At 34.6% G+C, this 19,063-nt stretch carries 22 protein-coding genes and 3 pseudogenes; 14 read left to right on the plus strand and 11 right to left on the minus strand.

Translation table 11 applies throughout. From position 1 onward, the window contains the following. Positions 1 to 313 precede the first annotated feature (313 nt). From HMPREF2984_RS06770 to HMPREF2984_RS06800, 8 genes are all read right to left on the minus strand, one after another. Complete coding sequence (locus HMPREF2984_RS06770) at positions 314 to 1,972, minus strand: FtsK/SpoIIIE domain-containing protein (protein ID WP_070670865.1); 1,659 nt, start codon at positions 1,970 to 1,972, stop codon at positions 314 to 316. A gap of 6 nt (positions 1,973 to 1,978) precedes the next feature. Beyond that, positions 1,979 to 2,389 (minus strand): DUF961 family protein, encoded by a 411-nt coding sequence (locus HMPREF2984_RS06775; protein WP_049533215.1) that lies wholly within the window; start codon positions 2,387 to 2,389, stop codon positions 1,979 to 1,981. 22 nt (positions 2,390 to 2,411) lie between these two features. Next, positions 2,412 to 2,726, minus strand: a complete 315-nt coding sequence (locus HMPREF2984_RS06780; RefSeq protein WP_049533216.1) for a hypothetical protein — start codon at positions 2,724 to 2,726, stop codon at positions 2,412 to 2,414. Between the two features lie 114 nt (positions 2,727 to 2,840). Next, the gene (locus HMPREF2984_RS09955; protein WP_070670856.1) at positions 2,841 to 3,068 is read right to left on the minus strand and encodes a TetR family transcriptional regulator; all 228 of its coding nucleotides are present in this window, start codon (positions 3,066 to 3,068) and stop codon (positions 2,841 to 2,843) included. Next, positions 3,065 to 3,301 carry a hypothetical protein gene (locus HMPREF2984_RS06790; protein ID WP_049533218.1) on the minus strand — a complete coding sequence of 79 codons (237 nt, stop codon included), beginning with the start codon at positions 3,299 to 3,301 and terminating at the stop codon, positions 3,065 to 3,067. The genes HMPREF2984_RS09955 and HMPREF2984_RS06790 overlap by 4 nt, the downstream gene beginning before the upstream one ends. Before the next feature lie 105 nt (positions 3,302 to 3,406). Then, the gene (locus HMPREF2984_RS09905) at positions 3,407 to 3,535 is read right to left on the minus strand and encodes a hypothetical protein (protein ID WP_257362728.1); all 129 of its coding nucleotides are present in this window, start codon (positions 3,533 to 3,535) and stop codon (positions 3,407 to 3,409) included. Continuing rightward, the gene (locus tag HMPREF2984_RS06795) at positions 3,536 to 4,705 is read right to left on the minus strand and encodes a spr1629 family repressor/antitoxin (RefSeq protein ID WP_049533219.1); all 1,170 of its coding nucleotides are present in this window, start codon (positions 4,703 to 4,705) and stop codon (positions 3,536 to 3,538) included. A 28-nt stretch (positions 4,706 to 4,733) separates the two neighbouring features. Further along, a complete protein-coding gene (locus HMPREF2984_RS06800) occupies positions 4,734 to 5,543 on the minus strand; it encodes a spr1630 family ClpXP-sensitive toxin (RefSeq protein ID WP_232008244.1) in 810 nt (269 codons plus the stop codon). A gap of 656 nt (positions 5,544 to 6,199) precedes the next feature. Here HMPREF2984_RS06800 and HMPREF2984_RS06805 point away from each other — a divergent pair. Further along, complete coding sequence (locus HMPREF2984_RS06805; protein WP_049533221.1) at positions 6,200 to 6,562, plus strand: helix-turn-helix domain-containing protein; 363 nt, start codon at positions 6,200 to 6,202, stop codon at positions 6,560 to 6,562. A 6-nt stretch (positions 6,563 to 6,568) separates the two neighbouring features. Further along, entirely contained in the window at positions 6,569 to 7,420 is an 852-nt protein-coding gene (locus tag HMPREF2984_RS06810; protein ID WP_070670859.1) for an ImmA/IrrE family metallo-endopeptidase, read from the plus strand. A gap of 86 nt (positions 7,421 to 7,506) precedes the next feature. Here HMPREF2984_RS06810 and HMPREF2984_RS09470 read toward each other — a convergent pair. Then, positions 7,507 to 8,815: pseudogene (locus tag HMPREF2984_RS09470) on the minus strand (transposase). A 701-nt stretch (positions 8,816 to 9,516) separates the two neighbouring features. Here HMPREF2984_RS09470 and HMPREF2984_RS06825 point away from each other — a divergent pair. The 12 genes and pseudogenes from HMPREF2984_RS06825 to HMPREF2984_RS09755 all read left to right on the plus strand — a co-directional run bounded on the left by HMPREF2984_RS06825 (position 9,517) and on the right by HMPREF2984_RS09755 (position 17,255). Next, the gene (locus HMPREF2984_RS06825; protein ID WP_003041884.1) at positions 9,517 to 10,272 is read left to right on the plus strand and encodes a P-loop NTPase fold protein; all 756 of its coding nucleotides are present in this window, start codon (positions 9,517 to 9,519) and stop codon (positions 10,270 to 10,272) included. A gap of 117 nt (positions 10,273 to 10,389) precedes the next feature. After that, complete coding sequence (locus HMPREF2984_RS06830) at positions 10,390 to 11,136, plus strand: alpha/beta hydrolase (RefSeq protein WP_003041915.1); 747 nt, start codon at positions 10,390 to 10,392, stop codon at positions 11,134 to 11,136. Between the two features lie 29 nt (positions 11,137 to 11,165). Further along, positions 11,166 to 11,783 (plus strand): class I SAM-dependent methyltransferase, encoded by a 618-nt coding sequence (locus tag HMPREF2984_RS06835; RefSeq protein WP_004804271.1) that lies wholly within the window; start codon positions 11,166 to 11,168, stop codon positions 11,781 to 11,783. A gap of 30 nt (positions 11,784 to 11,813) precedes the next feature. Then, entirely contained in the window at positions 11,814 to 12,581 is a 768-nt protein-coding gene (locus HMPREF2984_RS06840; protein WP_004224168.1) for an alpha/beta fold hydrolase, read from the plus strand. A gap of 38 nt (positions 12,582 to 12,619) precedes the next feature. Further along, complete coding sequence (locus HMPREF2984_RS06845) at positions 12,620 to 13,558, plus strand: alpha/beta hydrolase (protein ID WP_003041966.1); 939 nt, start codon at positions 12,620 to 12,622, stop codon at positions 13,556 to 13,558. Positions 13,559 to 13,643: 85 nt separating this feature from the next. Continuing rightward, positions 13,644 to 14,111 (plus strand): hypothetical protein, encoded by a 468-nt coding sequence (locus tag HMPREF2984_RS06850; protein WP_224785088.1) that lies wholly within the window; start codon positions 13,644 to 13,646, stop codon positions 14,109 to 14,111. 34 nt (positions 14,112 to 14,145) lie between these two features. Continuing rightward, on the plus strand, positions 14,146 to 14,964 hold the full coding sequence (locus HMPREF2984_RS06855; protein ID WP_022525158.1) for a class I SAM-dependent methyltransferase: 819 nt from the start codon (positions 14,146 to 14,148) through the stop codon (positions 14,962 to 14,964). Between the two features lie 148 nt (positions 14,965 to 15,112). Next, positions 15,113 to 15,343 (plus strand): annotated as a pseudogene (locus tag HMPREF2984_RS06860) (DUF3847 domain-containing protein); the annotation flags it as partial. Positions 15,344 to 15,356: 13 nt separating this feature from the next. Then, positions 15,357 to 15,431, plus strand: a complete 75-nt coding sequence (locus HMPREF2984_RS09970; protein ID WP_080554318.1) for a hypothetical protein — start codon at positions 15,357 to 15,359, stop codon at positions 15,429 to 15,431. Positions 15,432 to 15,528: 97 nt separating this feature from the next. Beyond that, a complete protein-coding gene (locus HMPREF2984_RS06865) occupies positions 15,529 to 16,413 on the plus strand; it encodes a ketopantoate reductase family protein (RefSeq protein ID WP_004224153.1) in 885 nt (294 codons plus the stop codon). Between the two features lie 121 nt (positions 16,414 to 16,534). Beyond that, a pseudogene (locus tag HMPREF2984_RS09750) lies at positions 16,535 to 16,687 on the plus strand (hypothetical protein); the annotation flags it as partial. Next, positions 16,659 to 17,255, plus strand: a complete 597-nt coding sequence (locus tag HMPREF2984_RS09755; RefSeq protein WP_180363942.1) for a hypothetical protein — start codon at positions 16,659 to 16,661, stop codon at positions 17,253 to 17,255. The pseudogene HMPREF2984_RS09750 and the gene HMPREF2984_RS09755, both read left to right, overlap by 29 nt. A 125-nt stretch (positions 17,256 to 17,380) precedes the next feature. Here HMPREF2984_RS09755 and HMPREF2984_RS06875 read toward each other — a convergent pair whose 3' ends face one another. Continuing rightward, positions 17,381 to 17,734: a hypothetical protein gene (locus tag HMPREF2984_RS06875; RefSeq protein WP_004224146.1), complete on the minus strand. Its 354-nt coding sequence runs from the start codon at positions 17,732 to 17,734 to the stop codon at positions 17,381 to 17,383. Between the two features lie 103 nt (positions 17,735 to 17,837). Further along, positions 17,838 to 18,221, minus strand: a complete 384-nt coding sequence (locus HMPREF2984_RS06880; RefSeq protein WP_004224143.1) for a hypothetical protein — start codon at positions 18,219 to 18,221, stop codon at positions 17,838 to 17,840. Positions 18,222 to 19,063: the final 842 nt, after the last annotated feature.

A 19,063-nucleotide genomic window follows, 5' to 3' on the forward strand; every position in this document is an offset into this window, starting at 1 on the left:
CCCCTATGTTACAAAGTAATTAGTTATTACTAACTATTATATCACAGAAAGATTGTATAAAATAAATCGTATAGATGGAAAATTTTTGGTAGCTTTTTGGTAGCTAAACATACAAAATAAATTACTTCTTTCAAAATTAACATCAAAGGAATGTTGATTTATTAGCATTCTTTTTCATTTCAAATCAATTCTCGGAATTAGAAATGGGAGGTTAAGCCCTTTTGGGGCGTGCCTAAGGCACGCCCCAAAACGCCCGCTTGTCAGCTCGGTCGGGCAGGTCGGACGGGCCTTGCCCTGACCTTGACCTTCGTGCCTACGCTGGCTCAGAAGGGGTTTCAAAGTGCTGAAGGACAACTTGCTTATAAGGCAAGTCAGCCTGTTCTTTCTCTATCACAATTTCCTCCAACAAAGCAATATCTGCTTCATCTAGCAGAATACGGTTGTCCCTTCTTACGAATGTATAGTCCTGTTCTTCTATGTATTTCACAAGGTTTCGTAAGGTTGAAATGGGTACATCTGCTTCCTTGGCAAAGTCATTCAGAGGAAGGAGGGAAGATTCTGTTTGTTCAACGGACAGGTCAGATGATGACGTTTGCGTAGTTTCTGTTGTCTCTAATAATGGGTCATCTAAGACAGCTAGCTTCTTATATTCTTCAAAGAAAGAAAATCCTTCCTCAAGGGGAACAATAGGTGAATAAAATTCTCTAGCCACTTCTCCGCCGTTTGCAATATAACCACGACCGGAAACTTCCTCACCGTCAATTTCATCAATCTTTTTGAAGACTTTATTAGCGTTAGCGTCTCCAAACATCATTTTATTACCAACATCTTCTAAATGACCAACGGAAATCCGTTTCATAAATTGGTCACGTAAAGAGGTTTTGAGATATTCCCCATCAGGACGTTGCATAGCAACAATCATGATTACCCCAGATTGGCGACCTTTTAAAATCAATTCTGTTAGGTATTCTATAAAGTCTCCAGATGATTGATAATCTCGCTCTAATTTAGCAGCTAAGGCTGCCAACTCATCAATGACGATAAAACGAGGTTTTAGCCCATAAGCATAATACTTTTTCCCTGCCTGATAATCAGGGCGACTGGTCATGTAATCATAGCGTTTATCCATTTCTTGCTCGGCACGCTTTAAACAAGCTAACATTTCTTGTTTATCCCAGTAAACCCGCCCTTTAAAGACAGGAATCTGTTTCAACCCGACAAAATCAGAGCGTTTCGGGTCAAGAATTTCCACATAACCAATTTGTGCCAAGACCCAAATCAAAATCATCAAAAGAACCGTTTTCCCACCACCAGTTCCACCGCCAATCAGCAAGTGTGGATGTTTATTGAAGTCCCAATAGACATCTTTCATCAGGTAAATGCCTTTTTCGGTCATCTTAACATCAAAGATAGATAAGCGACCTGAAAATTGGTCAATGGCAATGGTGTAGGACACGTAGCCTTTGGTAAATTGCTTATTCATAAAGTCCCCGTCAAACATAATTTCAAGAGGCTTTTCAAGGGCGATAAAGCGGTCTTGGAATCGGCTACCTTGAAGGTGGAGTGAAACGGTGATACTAAAACGGTCACGCTTCAAATACACTTTGGGTAATAGAATCCGTTCTCTTGTATGATGATTTGATTTAATTTTCTTGACCTTATACAAGTTATTATCCAGCAAAAAGTGGGAAAGAATCCGTAAACTATCTAAACGGCTAAAGAAAAGAAATTTTCGGTAACAAAACACTTGTACCAAGCCGTCTAGTAGTAACAATCCTAATACACTTCCACCAAAAAGAATCCCGTAGGTTAGCGGGTCACGTTGAAACTGATTTTGAAGCTGGTCTTGGTACAGGTAAGCTAAAAAGCCCCCTCCAAGGAGAAAGGGCAGCAGAAAGAGAGCAAAGGTTAGCCGTTTGATTTTCTCATGAAACTTCCGAACACGAATTCCCCGATAGGTGAACAGCTTCATAGACAATTATCCTTCCTTTTTAGGTTCAGGCTTCCCCACTAGCATCACATCTTTAGCCCGTAGTTTAACCCCACTTGTTAGGACACGGCGATTGTTAATGGTTTCTGAATTTGACCAGAAGCGAGCTGTAGGAGCTACAAGCGTTACTTCCTCATTGTAGTTCTTTTCAGCGGTCATTTGAGCCACTTTGGCTTCAGGTGGAACCGTTACGGTAATATCCCCGTTTACAGCAGAAGAGTAGAGCTTCACATCTACATAGTCCACTTCATCTGTTTCACGACGCTTTTCTTCACCCGTTCCTTCTTCAAGGGAATCTTCCCATTTCATACTAGGAAGAGCTTCAAGAAAATTAAGTGTTCCAAGCGTTTTTGCAGTATCAAAAGTTTCAATCACATCAGCAGCAAATTTTACAGTCATAGTATTTCTCCTATTCTATTTCTTATTTAGACTTTACCGTACGCATTTCTTCCGCCACAATGACATTTTCATGTTTACGTTTGCCTCCAAAGCGGAAGTTACGGCGTTCAATAGCAATCCCACGAGGGAAGACGACTTTTTGACGCCCTTCAGGGATATCTGACATTTTAAAGCCTTCTACAATAAGAAAGGCAGAAGGCTCTTTTCGACTTGAAATTTCAAAGATACGATAAGAGACAGGGTTATAATCATTGGCACGGACTTCTTCCATACCTGAGACAAAGACCTCATTTCCTAAGACTTGGTTTTGGTCAACGAATACTTTTGTAATTTCCATTAGGTTTACCTCAATTTCTATTTGTTTAGACCGTTTTATGACTTGTCTAGGTCAAAAAAATAAACTTATCTCTTCTAATCTGCAGGTGCTCTTACTCTGGTCATACTGTCCTCCTTACATTCTAAAATAAGCTTTTTTAACTTTAAATTGAAAAGTCTTTTTACAATTCAAAAGCTCTTTAGCAAATTTGTCATGGGTATCATGGCGTAAAAAAAGACTGTCCATTTCGTTTAGACAGTCTCGGTAGCACGTTTCACAGTGTGTAGGATTCGTGTGATAAATTTTAAGGGAGAAAAGAAACTTCTCATAGATTTGTTGGAATCGTTTTTCAAAATAATTCATGTTGTACCTCCATTCATAATGTAATACTGTTGAATTTTAAATTTGTAGTGATTTTTCCATTGTACTAACTGAACCGTTGGCAAGCCTAGTTTTTGGTAGTCGTGAAACAACTTATCCATTTTTTCTAGCACTTGATAACATAAGACCTTTTGATAATGGTTATCCGGATAGATTTTCAAAGAAAAAACAAAGTTCTCATATAATCTCTGAAAACTTTGTTCATAATAGGTCATAGTGTTACCTCACTTTCTTTTAGAATGTGTTAAGTAGCTTTATCAGCTTAGAGGAGTAGAAAATAAAAAAGACAGCTCCATTAAGAACTGTCTATACTAGCATTATTAAGTTTCAAGAGCTTTCTTCAACTCTGTCAAGCTGCCATAAGAAACAACCATTTTATCTCGAGAAATCCGTTTAGCTTCAGCCAAGGCGTCTAAGATTTTCGGGTTATAGTTGTTATTGTTGGGCATTTAAATAGACCCCCTAGACACATCATTCAGACGGATAATGTTATCAAACTTATCTTCGTCGCTAATCGTTTTTTTATATTTATCAAAAAATTGTGGCTGCACCGATAACAGATGAGCTAAGAAACGGCTATCAACCTTTAAAGCACTAGATAGGCTCTCCAACGTCAAGATATTTAACAAAATCGTGTTTAACATGCTTCTGACTTTAGATGGTCTTTTTACAATGATTTCGTCATCAAGTTTTTCAAATGTTTTATAATTATTTTTGTTAATCAATCTGTAAAAATATCCATGTTGTGAAGGGCTAACTAAGCCCAACTTAAAGGCACGGTATTCCAGTGCTTGTATGGAAACAGTATACTTCCGTTTTAAGTCAATATAGTTATCGGGATTGCTTACCCGCTTTCCAACAAGATTAGCCATGTCTTGAATAAAGTTTTCTCGTGGAAGTAAAAAGTAAGAAGCAAAGTTATTGGCTTCCGATTCCTTCTCTAAAAACTCATCTCTAGACAAGGTGCTAAAATCAATATTTCGATGTAGGAGAAGGTGTCCTAATTCGTGAGCTAAATCAAAATTTCGTCTCACGGCAGTCTTCCCAGTTCCTAAAATAATAAATGGTCTATTTGTGTTAGACCAGATACTATAGGCGTCTTCATTGTTAGCCATTTTTCTTTCAAAAATATAAATACCAGACTTTTCCAATTGATAGAGAAGGTCACTATTATCGTCAGAGATACCTAGAAACTCTTTAGTAAACAGCGCCAATTCTTCTAGATTATTCTTGTCTGGTTCTTTTTGAGAAAGAATGTTTACTAAATCTATAATTTTTTGATTAGGAATCATCACCATACTTTCAAGAAATACGGTAAGAGAATCCAACGCATTTAGATAAGCTTCTTGTATATCTGTGGCTTTTCGTGTGCTTTCTGCCTCATTTCTGAAAGCTACGGATGTCATGTCAAAATTTGAATTGGAACTTACTTGTGAAAAATAGTCTGAACGTACTCCAAATAAATTGGTCATTTTAAGTCTAACTGATGTTTTAGGAGAGATTTCATTTTTTTCGAATTGCCAAACTGCTTGCTCAGTTATATCTAATTTAGCCGCCAGCTCCTTTCTTGTCATGCCATATAAAAGGCGTAATTGTTTTAATATATCACCGTTAAACACGAGTGAATCCCCCTTTACGTTTTATTTTTTACTTACTTTTCTTCGTTTCAATCACTCCTTCGTCAAAGTTTTCTATGTCCTCATCTTTTTCTTGAGGAGAAGTAGTATTGATAGGGTTTTGACTATTGTTACCATTAATTTGACTTGTTTGAATGTATCTTGATAAGTCTTGTGCTAATCGTAGGTCATTTGAAACGGGATTAGGGAATGTCAGCTCAATACTTGTTATCTCTTCGCCAGATGTTTTATAAGTCAGAACAAAAAAGAAATCGATATCCTCATGAGCAACTTCATCTGGGATTAACAAGATTTCAGAATTTCTATCTTCTTCAAAAAGAGGAATCGGAATCTCAAATAAACCTTCAACAGGCTCTTTGCTTTGACGAATTATTTTTTGGTTAATTCCCAAATAATTTTCAAAATATTTTTTATCCTCATCCTCAGAAAGATTTTCATCACTATTGGACTTAGGAAAGGCTCTTTTTAATGCCTTGTCAGATTTAATGACAAATAAGAATCGACCAAAAGGTGTTTCACAAATATACTCACCGTAGTCCCAATTATATCCAGCTTTTTTTATACTGTAATCTTGTATGAAGCTGATTTTTTGATTCGCAAAAGTTTTGATAAGACGACTATCAATTTTATTTCCTCGTCCATTTTTAGCAGCAGAGTAAATCGGCTCTGTTTTTTCTTTTGCTTTCATTTCTTCGCAAAATTCTTCGTTTCCTTTAAGGAGAGCATCAACAAGTAGTTGGCACTGTTCTTCAGATAAAATATCCTCTTGTGTCATTTCATCACCTCTCAATGTAATTTTCTTTATTATACCATATTTCAAAAGAAAATTACAAATATAGAGGAAAAAATTAAAGTTTATTGATTGATGTGACTTTGAATTTCAATTTTCTACTCTTCTAAACAGGAAATCCTGTTTAGGGCGTGCTCATATCATCGCACACTCAGTGTTGTTATCACCGTCCTATAGCTGTACTTGACTAATCTCTGTTATTATAGTCATCTCACTTCACTATAGCCACGATTAACCGCCTATGCTTACCCCAGCAGAACGTATCTTACCTGTCAGCATTTCCGACGCCACCAGCGCCAGCAGTTCCCCTTTGTTATCCGGTCAAGAGGGGCAAAAAGCCGAGTGCGTGAGATAACTCCAAAGGATTTTTGTGTTCATCTACTCCAACCTCCTTGACTTTTTGCGATAAAACCTGTACAATAATAGTTGTTAAATGATTATTGTGTGTTGGTCAGCTAAGCTTGAGTGAGGTTGTCTGACGCACTTTTTTATTCAATTTTCAAAGGACAAATTCAACTATTTTGCTAAATTGCCTTGTCTATTCTTTATTGAAGTTAATTTCACTTTTTAGGGAAATCTAGCAAAATTGTTATATAGCTAACAGCTATATTTATATAATATACCCTTTAGCTATATTTGTCAAGAGTTTTTTGTAAAAAAATTAAAAATTTTTAAAGAGGTATAAAATGTTTCCCGAACGCTTAAAAGCTCTGCGTTTAGAAGCTAATCTAACGCAAAATGATGTTTCGCGACAATTTGGAGTATCACAACCCACTTATTCAAATTGGGAAAAAGGCGAAAAAAAACCAACTCCAGATAAATATCCTAAAATTGCAGAATTTTATAATGTCTCTACGGATTATCTTTTAGGTAAATCTGACTACAAAAATTCAGATGAGATTGATTTATCAACATTTGAAGTTTTGTATCGGAAAACTTCTAAAAATTTATCTGATGAAGAAAAGAAAATCTTAGAGGAAGATTTGAGGGAGTTTCTGTTAGAGAGAGAAAAAGCCATTAAGGCTATGAATAAAGAAAAGAAAGACTGATGTTTCGTGCAAAGAATTTACTTTAATGTTTGGAATCGTGTCAAACAAACACTTTATCCATTCATGAAATTAAATAAAGTACATCCTCTTTATTATACTTTTCAGGATTACTTCAATTATGAAGTTGACAAGAAAAATATACTTGTTATTCCTCACCATATCCGAATAGATATAGCAGGTTTTAATATCAATGATGGTGTTTTAACGATTTCCTATCAAGATAGTGATTCTATTACTCGTCAAAATTTTACAAAATGTCATGAATTAGGGCACATCTTATTACATCACAGTGGGCGAGTATTCACTGATTTTCATGATGATTCTCTACAAGAAAGAGAGGCTAATTTTTACTCAGCTTTTCTTTTAATGCCTGATATTGTGCTTCTGACTAAGATTTTTTACCAGCAAATGGCTTTTCAAGAGGTAGAAGTAGCACTACAAGTTTCTGCTCAAGCTCTCAAAACTCGTTTGACAGACTTCTTAAATTTTGAATTAGACATCAATAGACTATCTGCAAAACAAATTGTAGAAGATTACCTAACCAGAAAAAACAAACACATCATCGGTTACTTTGACCAAGTCAAAGACTATATCATCTCTGATTACAATGAATTTGAACCTAGTGCACTAGATAAGTTCAACTATTTAATAAATCAATCAAATTTCATTTCAGATATTGACTTACCAGAGCTAGCAGATACTCAATTCATCTCTTTGGTAAAACAATGTTATCCAAAATTTAAGGTTTGGGGTTTGTATGACAAAGGACAGTCCATTAACTATGCTTGGAATCCTAAACAACTGACAGAAGTAGCAGCTAAACGACATGCAAAACTCCTTCTAACAACAAGAAAATGACCTAGAGAAAATCTCTAAGTCATTTTTTCTATCTGTCGTAACCATACTTTTTCGGCTCATTGTCAACTGTAGTGGGTGACTTATCACTAACATCTAGAGAGAATCAGATTGGTTCTCTCTATTTTGATGTTCAAAGCGATGAGAATTTTTGTTTTAAAGTTCTTGAAGTTTCGAAAGCCGAAAGCTTGACGCTTAATGTCCTTGATGAGTTTGTTAGTGGCTTCTAGCTTGGCGTTAGAATAAGGGAGCTCCAGGGCGTTTGCGATGTAGGATTTGTATTTCTTGAAGGTCTTAAAGACAGCGGTAAATATAGGATTGACAAAGGGAAGGTTGTCGTCAATCAGTGCCATAAAATGGTCGGTATTCTTCTCTTGAAAATGGAATAATAAGAGTTGATACAGCTCATAGTAATAGCGGAGCTCCTCCGATAAATCTAGAATTTTCTTAACAATTTCTTTTGGAGTCAAGGTTTGCCTAAAGGTTCGTGAATAAAAGCGTTTGTCAGAGAGTTTGCGACTGTCCTTTTGCAGGATTCTCCAGTGATTCTTCATGGCTCGATAAGGGAGAGAATGCTTGTCAAAGGTCTTCACCATGGCAATTCTGGTCGCCATCATAGCCCTGCCAAGGTGTTGGACGATATGGAAGCGGTCAAGCACGATTTTAGCTTTGGGGAGTGAAACAGTCTGGGGAGAGACTGTTTCAGCCTGAGCCTAAAAATAGGAGAGCGAAGGGTCTTAGGATTGGAATGTAAGCCCCAGACATGTCCACAGTAACGGCTTTAACCGCCTCACGAACAGTTCTAGGATAGCGATAAAAGTAGTTTTTGATGGTGGTTTGTCGGTTGTTTTCAAGGAGAGTGACAATCTTTCTGGTCTCAAAATCTTGAGCAATGAAAGCTAGTTGTCCCTTGTTTCGAGAAAATTCATCTACTGATAGAACCTCAGGAAGACGAGTAAAGTCTTCCTTGAAGGTGAAAGCTTCCAGTTGACGTTGGACAAGAGATACTGAAAGGTGGAGTCTCTTAGCGATGGCAGTATTAGTTAACTTTTCGGTATGGTATTGTGTGATTTTCTGGCGGACAGGCTTTGAGATTTGGCAATGCTTCTTGACTAAGCTGGTCTCAGAAACTGTTACACGACGACAGCCCTTACATTGAAAGCGTCGCTTCTTGAGTTTGAGAACTGTTGGCATGCCTTGGACATCAAGGATTGGGATGGTAGAGGCTCGTTGAAAGTCATACTTGCTCATCTGACTTTTGCAGTGAGGGCAGAGTGGAGGCTGATAGTCTAGGCTAGCCTCAATCGTGATGTGGGTATCGACCTTAAAAACCGTCTTGATTTTGATATTTTTGTCTTTTAATCCGATGAGTTCTGTGGTATTCTTAAGTTGTTCCATAAGGTCTTCCTAATGAGTTGTTTAGTCGCTTTTCATTATAAGTCTTATGGAGCTTTTTTGATACACTGAAAAAGCTCCATAATCTCCGTAGTAGATTTACCCACTACAGAAATTATAGAGCCACTTTTTCAGAGCCTTTTTGTAGGCGTTACTATCTTTTTTATAGTATTCTCTTTTAACTCCCGTTAAATTAGCTGTAAAAACACCATCTTTATAAGAATAGTTTTCAGTTGTTCCAAAAGAAGTTTAAAAGTTTTCTTATCTGTATTTAAAGTGATAGTGAATCCCCATTACTCTCAACAGTTCCACTGTCATAATCTTTTCATTTCGATTATCACTAATCCAATAATAATCCCCATCAAGGCTTTTTTGTTTTGAGCATGGTATTAAGAATATGGTTGCTAAGCCAAATAGAAGGATACTAACTATCTTTTTCATTACTTCCAGTTTCAAATGCCTTAGAATCTGGGAATAAAAACGTCAGGACCTCTCAGTATATAGGACAACAAACTAGCCGTTTGGGTAGGTTAGGACTTATTTAAGCCCACACCTATATATTATAAATAATGCTAAAACTTTTCTTTTTCATAGTCTCCTTGAAACAGTCAATATATTGTTACTAGCTGTTTCTTTTTTTCTTTGATTAAAAAGTATATGATATACTAATATTAACAAAGCGATACTTAAAATAGGAGTTCGATATGAAAGAAATCAGATTTGATAAAGTTTCAACAAAAGTTGCTGAAGAAACATTTTCTAAGATTATTTTACAAAAATTGCAAAATACAGAAGAGGATATCTTTCAAACTTTTTTTCTAAATGGTGTATGGGGGAGTGGCAAAACAACTTTCCTAAAAAAAGTGGAAGGGCAAGCAAAAAGCACTAAATTTATTTACTTAAAGCTTTGGGAAGCACATGATGAGAGAAGTGTGACTGCGATAGCTTTTAGTCTCTTACATCCATTTTTATATTATCTACTTAGATTTTTAATTGTGATTGCAGTAGTTACTAGTGTCTTAATGACTCCTGCTATAAATTTAGGATTACTAAGTTATTTAAAGGACTTATTAATCTTTTTAGGTCTACCAATTTATTTTCACAATTTTCTCATCATACTTAGCACTATAATTGCTTTAATAGTTACGGTTTATCAACTTTTAAAAGTAAAATCTGATTCAATGTATATATGTCTTTTGCCAAAATTTTTGTCAAATAATAAGGTGCTTGTAATTGATGATTTTGATAGAATCACGACTGATAGACAGAATGAAGCCTATAAATTATTTAACATACTACATGGAAAACTTCCAATAATATTTGTAGGAGACTATCAAAAGATTGCTAAAAGTGATGATGAAAGCGGAAAGTTTTTACAAAAAATTATTGATGAATTTTATCAGCTAATCACATCTCTAATTCGTAAAGAAGAAAGGTTAAGTATCGAAAAAGGTGCTTAACCTTTCTTTGCAAAATACTGTTAAGCAACATGAAAAGCCGATATAGAAAAAATGGCTTAAAAATGATAAAATATTATTAGTTAATGTAGACTAACTTCCGTTTGTGAGGTGTTCAAAATGGAATATATTGACATAAATAAAGATAAAGAAAAAATAGTTTTACTCATACATCCGATGCTTTCTTCTGCTGAGGGAATGAAAAAGTTAATTGCCGATAATATTGGAAATGAGTATAGATACATTATTCCGGATCTGTCTGCTCATGGTAAATTGATAGATAGGAAGTATTTGTCGGTAAAACAAGAAAGTGAGAATTTATACAATTATTTTAAAGAAAATGATATTGCTGAAGTTTCTCTTGCTTTTGGAGCATCAATAGGTGGAGTAGTGTTATTGGAATTATTAAAGCATAAGGATATAAAGATAGTTAAAGCCTTATTTGAGGGCTGTAGTTTATGTCAAAATGCGAGTATTTTAGAGTTTATTATAAGAAATATTTTTCTATATGAACGGAAAAAAGCGATTAAAAATAGTGACTCAGCTAATAGAAAAATTATAAGCATATATGGAGAAACAAAGGGACGAATGATGACTGAAAATCTAATCAGAATAGATAAACAAAGCATTAAAAATATCTGCCATGATTGTGCATTTGTAGATCTTCCGAAGTTATCAGAAGCAGAACAAAAGAGGTGCATATTCTGTTATGGATCCAAAGAAGTTAATTTAAAATATGCAAAGAGAGCTATTTCAAAAGAGTATCCATATGCAGCGTTAAGAATATGGAAGGGACAAAACCATTGTACAAAGATAACAACGAATGTAGAAGAGTATTGCAAAATGATAAAAGCTGAGATTGATTAAAACATATTGTTGAAAAGAGGGTGTTAGCAGTGAATGATAAAAGCAATAAAAAGTTTTGGAATAAATTCGCCAAGCTGTACGCTCCTTTTATGAAGAAGGATAAAGGAGTTTATGATAATGTTTGTGAGTATATTCGTCCTTACTTGAATAGAAATATGAACGTACTTGAACTTGCTTGCGGTTCAGGTCAGTTATCATTTAATCTTTCAAAATATGCTAAAAATTGGATTGGGACAGATTTTTCGGAACAGATGATTTTAGAAGCAAGGAAGCGTGGAGAAAACGAAAACCTTACCTTTGAGGTAGCTGACGCAACCTCATTATCTTTTTCTGATGGTGAATTTAATTGCGTTGTAATTGCTAATGCACTTCATATTATGCCGGAGCCGGATGAGGCAATGAGAGAAATATACAGAGTATTAAAACCTAATGGCATTTTGTCTGCTCCTACTTTTCTATGGAAAGAAGGGACCCAAAGTAAATTCAAAAAATGGATAATGTCCGTTGTGGGATTTAAGATGTATCAAGAATGGAATAAAAAACAATTTAAAGATTTTATTGAGAAGCATGGATTTTCGGTAGTTGAAATGAATTTGATACATGGAGGGCTTGCACCCATCGGCGTTATGATTGCTTATAAAAAGTAATATTAAAATTGGGATTTTGGAGGAGAGTTAGTGAACATACATGAGTTTGGAGCTGATAAAAATAAAATAATTGTGTTGATTCATCCTTCATTAGTCATGTGGGACTATTTTGAATACATTTTATCTATACTTAAAGAAGAGTATCATATTATTGTTCCTGCACTTCCCGGATATGATGAGGAGAATCCAAACGAAAATTTTACAAGTGTAGAAGAAATTGCCGATAATTTATTAGGATGGCTGAAAGAACATAAAATTGAGAAAGTTGATCTTTTGTATGGTTGCTCTATGGGCGGTTCTATCGCTTTAAAAATGTTCTCCAATCACGGAATTAAAATAAGGAACATTATTTGCGATGGAGCAATAACACCATATCAGCTTCCTTGGATTGTTACAAGAATGATTGCCATAAGAGATTTTCTTATGATTTCTATAGGTAAAATTGGAGGGTTAAAGCTTCTTGAAAAATCATTTTCTACAGATGAATACAGCGAAGAGGAATTGAAGTATGTTGCTAAAGTCCTTAATTTTATTAGTTATAAAACGATATGGAGAACATTTGAATCTTGCAACAACTATGTTATGCCAAAGAACGTGTCAGAACATAGCGATCGTATTCAATATTGGTATGGTGATAAAGAGTCTAAAGCCCGTGCATGGGATATCAAATATATGAAAACTTATTTTCCAAATACTGAGTTTATTAAATTTGAAAACATGGGTCATGGCAGCATGGCAAGTCTTTATCCTGTGAAAATGGCTAATCAATTCAGAGATTTAATGGAAGTTAAGAAATAAAATAATTTGCCATTTTTGGAATTAAGGAGGTATGCATTGTGAGTGTTAAATATAAATTAACGGAATTTTTATTTCGTCATACTGTAAAACCTATGATGAAAAAAGTAATAAAAAATCCGGATGAATGTTTTGCTAAACAAGAAAAGAAACAGAAATCTAAACTCCCTCTTGAAAAACTTCATAAATCTTATGATTTTGAAGAAAAGTGTACAAGCGGAACTTTGTATTATGTCGTCAAACCAAAAAATAAAGTGGCAAATAGGCTTGTATTATATTTCTTTGGTGGTGGATATACCATTCCGGGAGATTCCGGTGATTTTGAGTTTGCTCAAGATATGGCTAATCAAAGTCAGGCTGAAGTTTGGATTGTATGGTACCCGCTTTTTCCAAAAGCAACTGGCTTGCAAATTATCGACGCAGGTCTAAACGTTTATAGCGAGGCACTTAAGGCGTTTAATGCAGATGATATTATATTTTTTGGTTTATCAAGTGGAGCAAGCCTTGCACAAAATATATGTTTGCATATTCTTGAAAACGACATGAGATTATCAATGCCAAAAAGATTGATTATGCACTCTCCGACCTTTCGTATTCCTCCAACTAAAGAACAGATGAAAGAGATGGAGAGACTTGATAAGTTTGATTGCATTATTCCGGCTTGCTACATGAAAGAACAAGATCAAGTAATGCAAAGAATAAATTTAAATAATGTGGAATATATGAAATCGCCAATTGAGTACTCATGGAAGGGGCTACCTGACATGTATATCATTTATGGTTCTTATGAAGTGTTGATAGCAGAGCTGCCGGAGGCAAAAGAAAAAGCTAAAATGGATGGCGTGGTTATGAAAACATACATAGGAGAAAGAATGATGCATGCTTGGGCGGCGGCAGGATTTTTACCTGAGGCAAAGGAAGTAAGAAGAAATATATATGCCGTAATAAGGGGAGATAGAAATGACGGCTTTCTCTTGTAATATTCTACAGGTAGTTTTCAGAAGAAAAGTGGATATTGTGTGGTGATTGATAATTATGTATATGACGATACTGCTTGCCGTTATTATGATGATTGGATTGTTCTTATTGCTGTGGGCAGGAGTTGGATTTATTCAAAACAAAGACTTCTTTTCTTCGTGTCCTAAAGAAGTGTTTGATGTTATTGAACCAAAGGAAAAACGCTTTCGTGGTCAGAGTTTAGTTGGATGGATATTAGCTATTATTGCAATACTATTCATGGGGAGTTCAATTATCGTTGGTGCAGTGGATGGTGTTCAAAATAACTTTACTTACATTCAGTTTTTCATTAGATTTCTGATGATACTTCTTTTGTTGAAAGCCTTTGATATTGTATTTTTTGATTGGATACTTTTGTGCAATCGAGGTTTTAGTTTTTTTGAACATTATTATCCGGAAGTGGTAGATAAGCTTAGTCCTAAACTCTTTGGATATAACAAAAGGGAACACATTATTCAAGTGTTATTTATGATTATCGGATCGTTAGTCATTGCATGGATATGCACATTATTTTAAAAACTAAATTCAAATTAGTAGGAGGTGTTTATACTTGGAAGAAATAAAAATGCAAGAAAAAATAAAACCTATTTTGAATGGTGCTGCGGAAACGATGCTTCAGAGTTTTTATGCAAGAGCACAATATTCCAAGAGCAAAAGACATAAATTTTATGATGCCAAAGCGGTGGAATTGGTTGAAAAAATTGATTACGATTTTACCGCCGCCACAAATGATTCCCTTATGAGTTATGGCGTGATTGCAAGAACGCTTGTATTTGATGAACTGGTAAAAGAGTTTATTGACGAAAATCCAACCTGTACAGTCGTAAATATTGCTTGTGGACTTGACACGAGATTTTATCGCATGGATAACGGAAAAGTCACATGGTACAACCTTGATTTGCCTGAAACAGCTGAGGTAAGGAATCAGATTTTTGCAGAATCCGGCAGAGTTTCAAACATCGGTATTTCAGCAACGGATTCGGCGTGGGCAAAAGAAATAAAAGCAGATGGGAACATTCTGTTTATCATTGAGGGCTTGTCAATGTACTTGACAAGGGAAGACAATGCCCAAATGCTCAGAATTATTCGAGAGAATTTTGACAATGCTTATGTTCTTATGGAGTGCCTGTCAAAAAGGTGGGTGGCGAAAGAAAATGTTGAAAAGTCCATACAAAAAACAGGAGCAAAATTTATATTTGGAGCGGATTCCTTTGATGATATTAAGGATATTGCAAGAGGTTTCCGTAGTGTAAAGGATGATGATATTACGAGGGGGATGTCTGCTATATTTCCAGTGCTTAAGCTTATTAACTGGTTGCCGATTGCTCACAAACTATCACAGAAAATCTTGATATTTGAGAAAGTGTGATGTTATCGTTTTGGTTGCCATCATGAAGTACACACTGCGATAGGTAAATTATAGCTTATATAACTAACAACTAATATGAAAACAGTGAATTGAAAGGAACAGTTTACTGTTTTTTTATTTGAGAAAAATTGAAACGGAGGAATGAAAAATGAAGAAAGAAAACACATTACAGGAAGTACAGGAACAAATTTTTGAACTTCAGCAAGAAAGACAAAAGTGCGATGTAAAGCTGAAACAATTACAAAATCAAGGTAAGAAATTAGAAAAACTTGCAAACGAAAAGGAACGAAAAAGAAGAAATCATAGACTCATATAAAGAGGATTGATAGTAGAAAGAGTGGTTAAAAATCCTCTTATGTTTACCAATGAGGATATAGACCTTTGTAACAGAGATATATTTTGACAAAAAGAGCAAGGAAACATTTCAAGATAAGTTATTCAAGGTAATACATTCAAAGGGTAAATAGTAGTGAGTAGAGAAATATGACAGTAGAAAAATATCGAAAAAAATGCTATAATATTAGTCAATATAGATAAACAAATCAGAAGTTGAAGAAGTAAAAAATGATGAAGATATTGATATACGGTGCGGGAGTAATCGGCTCATTATATGCTGCATTGCTCTCAGAAAATAAAGATAATGATGTAGCTGTATATGCCAGAGGAAAAAGGCTTGATGAACTCCGTATAAACGGGCTGAGATACAGCAAAAATGGGGAAGTACATACAGCCGATATCGAAGTGGTCGAAGCCGTTAAGAATGATGATATATTCGATTACATTTTCCTAACGGTCAGAGAAAATCAACTGTATAAAGCCTTAGAAGAACTGCGGAATAATACAAGCGGTACGATTGTAACGATGGTAAATTCGCTGGATGATTACAAGAAATGGGAAGATATATGTGGAAGCGGTAGGATAATTCCGGGGTTTCCCGGAGCCGGTGGCAGTATAGATAATGGGATTCTTAATGCAGGATTAACCCCAGCAATTGTGCAGCCGACAACATTTGGGGAAATATCGGGTGAAAGAACCATACGTATTACTGAACTCGCAGATTTATTTCGCAGATCCCGTATACCTTATCAGATCGTTTCGGATATGCATTTATGGCAGCTTTGCCATCTGGCAATGGTCGTTCCGATAGCAGATGCCTATTATGAATCGAAAGAGCCTGAGAAAGCAGGAACAGATTCGACTCTAATGTCAAAGACGGCGGAAAAGATCTGCAGGAATATGAAGTGGTTGAAAAAACATAAAGGCAAACTCAGTCCAGGGAAATTTTACATATTTCTCATATTGCCGAAACATCTAATAAAAATCGGACTGGCGTTTGCTTTTAAAAGTAAGTTTGGAGATGTGTTCATGTATCGCCATTCAATGAAGGCTCCGGATGAAATGAGAGAATTGCACAGACAGTTTTACGGTTATATAAAAGAACGGTCATAAGCGACGAAAATCCCAGTTTGTAGAACTAACAATTTAATAAAAATTACCACAGGAACAGTAAATCAAAAAAAAGGTTTACTGTTTTTCTTTACTCAAAATTAGAAAGGGAGGAAACGAGAAAATGAAAAACATTGAAGAAAAAATCTTAATGGCAGATGAAGAAATCAAGCAGTTACAAAACAAAAGGAAAAAGCTCATCAGTCAGCAGAAACAGGAAGAACGAAAAAAGAGAGATAAAAGGATATATGAAAAAGGGGCAGTCTTTGAAAGTATTCTCTGATTTATTAAATTATGAACTTTTTAAAAGAGGAAAGAGAGAACTAGTTGATGTTAAACAGCTAATTACGATAGATTATATTTTTTTATTTTATCCAAAATATTACTTCGAATTGAAGGATTTTGGTATGTTGCTTTTGGATGAAGATATCGAAGAAATTCGTCTTGTTGAAACTATGCATTCCTCACAAAATCGCAAAAAAGATATAAAGGATATTTCTTTGTTAACAAAAGAATCAAATGAAATGCTTCATAATCAAGAAAAATTATCTTCTGAGAAATATAAACCTTATATATACTTTCTAATAACTAGAACTTTTGATGGATACAAAGAAAAGGAAGATGATGTTAAACATTTGATTGATGAGCTACCTGATAACGAGTTCATTCAATATTGGGAATTAATGAGAATGATAAGAGGCAATACTATTTATACAAATTCACTCGATTTTGATACAGGCAATAGAAAAAATTACTACGAAATTTACGAACTAAATAGAGAACGATTTAAAAGCATAGCTGATAGAAAAGGAATTATTTTTAAAGTTGATACTCAAACTGTCTGATGATTTTGATTTGTATATTTCTAATCCACACGAACCTTTATTGTAACAACTGACAGAAGTAGAAGCCAAATGGCATGTGAAACTCCTTTTAATAACAAGAAAATGACCTAGAGAAAATCTCTAAGTCATTTTTTTATATTTTTCTTATAGGCTTCACTATTTTTTTTATAAACTGTTTGTTTATTTCCTCCTGTTAGGAAGTTTCCTGTATCAAATGTTAAAGTCCCATCTTTTTTAATATCATAGGATGCAACATATTCTCTTCCAGAAGCTGAAAAAGTAAATGTTTTATTTTGAGAATCTACATTAGTTATCGGATGATTGTGATTTTCATGATATGTTCCTTGATTTCCTTTAATTTCAAGTACTAGATAATCATATTGGTTATAATATTCTCCGTCAAGAGTATTTTGCTTGGAACAAGATATTAGAAATATAGTAGCAATTCCTAAAAGTAATAGACTAAGTAATTTTTTCATTTTCCAAACCTCCTTTTATAATATTATACTAGAAAAATATTACAATTATGATACGATATGAAAAATAAGCAAGTAGTAGCTACAACTCTTGCTTATTTTTATTCTAAAGAAGAAATTGTTTTAATTCTTCCAATTTTGAATTATTATCATAAACGAATAATGGAATCTTTTCTAATCGAGCAAATTCGATTACTCGCTTTTGTTCTCTGGCTTGAAAAGAATCAATCAAATCTTTGTCCCAATGACTGTTATCCCTCTTCATCAATCGCTTTTGAATAGTGGAAGGAACTTCTATCTTTAAAATGATTCTATTAATTTTTAATTCATCTTCATGAAATGGATAAGCTGCTAGCTCTTGTTTCCATAGCTCTTGATTATTAGCTATGTTCTTTGAGAAGCTTGCCAAACAAGAGGGGATTGAAGTTTTATGTGCAGAACGTTTCTTTACGGGTAGTTTGATAGAGCAATCAACCATACGTATAGCCATTCGCTCTCCAGACACTGTAGAAGAACTGGAGGAAGGATTAATCACCCTAAAAAATCTGTATTCACAATTATAAAAGAGACAGAGCAGTATCAGTCCAAGAAAACTTTGCCCTTCAGCAGTATTGCGACAGATACTGAGGTTCTTTCAACTATTCAATCCTAAGTCTTTCGTCCAATCACTGTGTCAAACTATTTTTCCAAATATATTAAAACAAGGCTGGGTATAACATCCCAACCTCAATTTCTTATCTGGGAACTTTAAATTTTTTAATTAGTGTGTCTTGTCATTATTTTTGGTCAATTTTTAAAATTTCAATGCTATTAAGTAAGTGACAAAGCCCTGCCAACTCTCAATTTTTTTGTTTTAAGCAACTTTATATTTAATCAAAATAAAAAAGGCATCTTGTCTAGTAAGATAACCTCTAGCCCAGTATTCTATTTTTTGAAGTGTTGAGAAATTTACCTTATTTAAATGAAATTATTTGAAATTATATAACATAAAGTGAAAAGTGCATAGTGATAAAAGTGCAGAAATAAAGGCTTTTAGTATTTAAAGAGATGTAGGTGCCACCAACCAGGTCTTAAGAAAGCTCGTAAAGCATCACAATTCTCAAAACGTTAAGAACCAGCTTTACATCAACGATTACAGACACTCAATGTTTACCTCATTGGGTGTTTTTTCTATCATTTGTCAAGTATATCAAGTTTTTTTAAAGTTTTTATTTTCAAAAATGTTGTTTTCATCAAGCAGTAGTCTTGCTTTGAGTGATTTTTGGCTAAAAAGGTGTGTACGAAAACAACACCTTATTTAGCTATTTTTTTCATAAGGTGTTACAATGATAG

It is taken from the genome of Streptococcus sp. HMSC066E07 (genome assembly GCF_001814695.1).
GTDB classification, from domain to species: Bacteria; Bacillota; Bacilli; order Lactobacillales; family Streptococcaceae; genus Streptococcus; species Streptococcus hominis.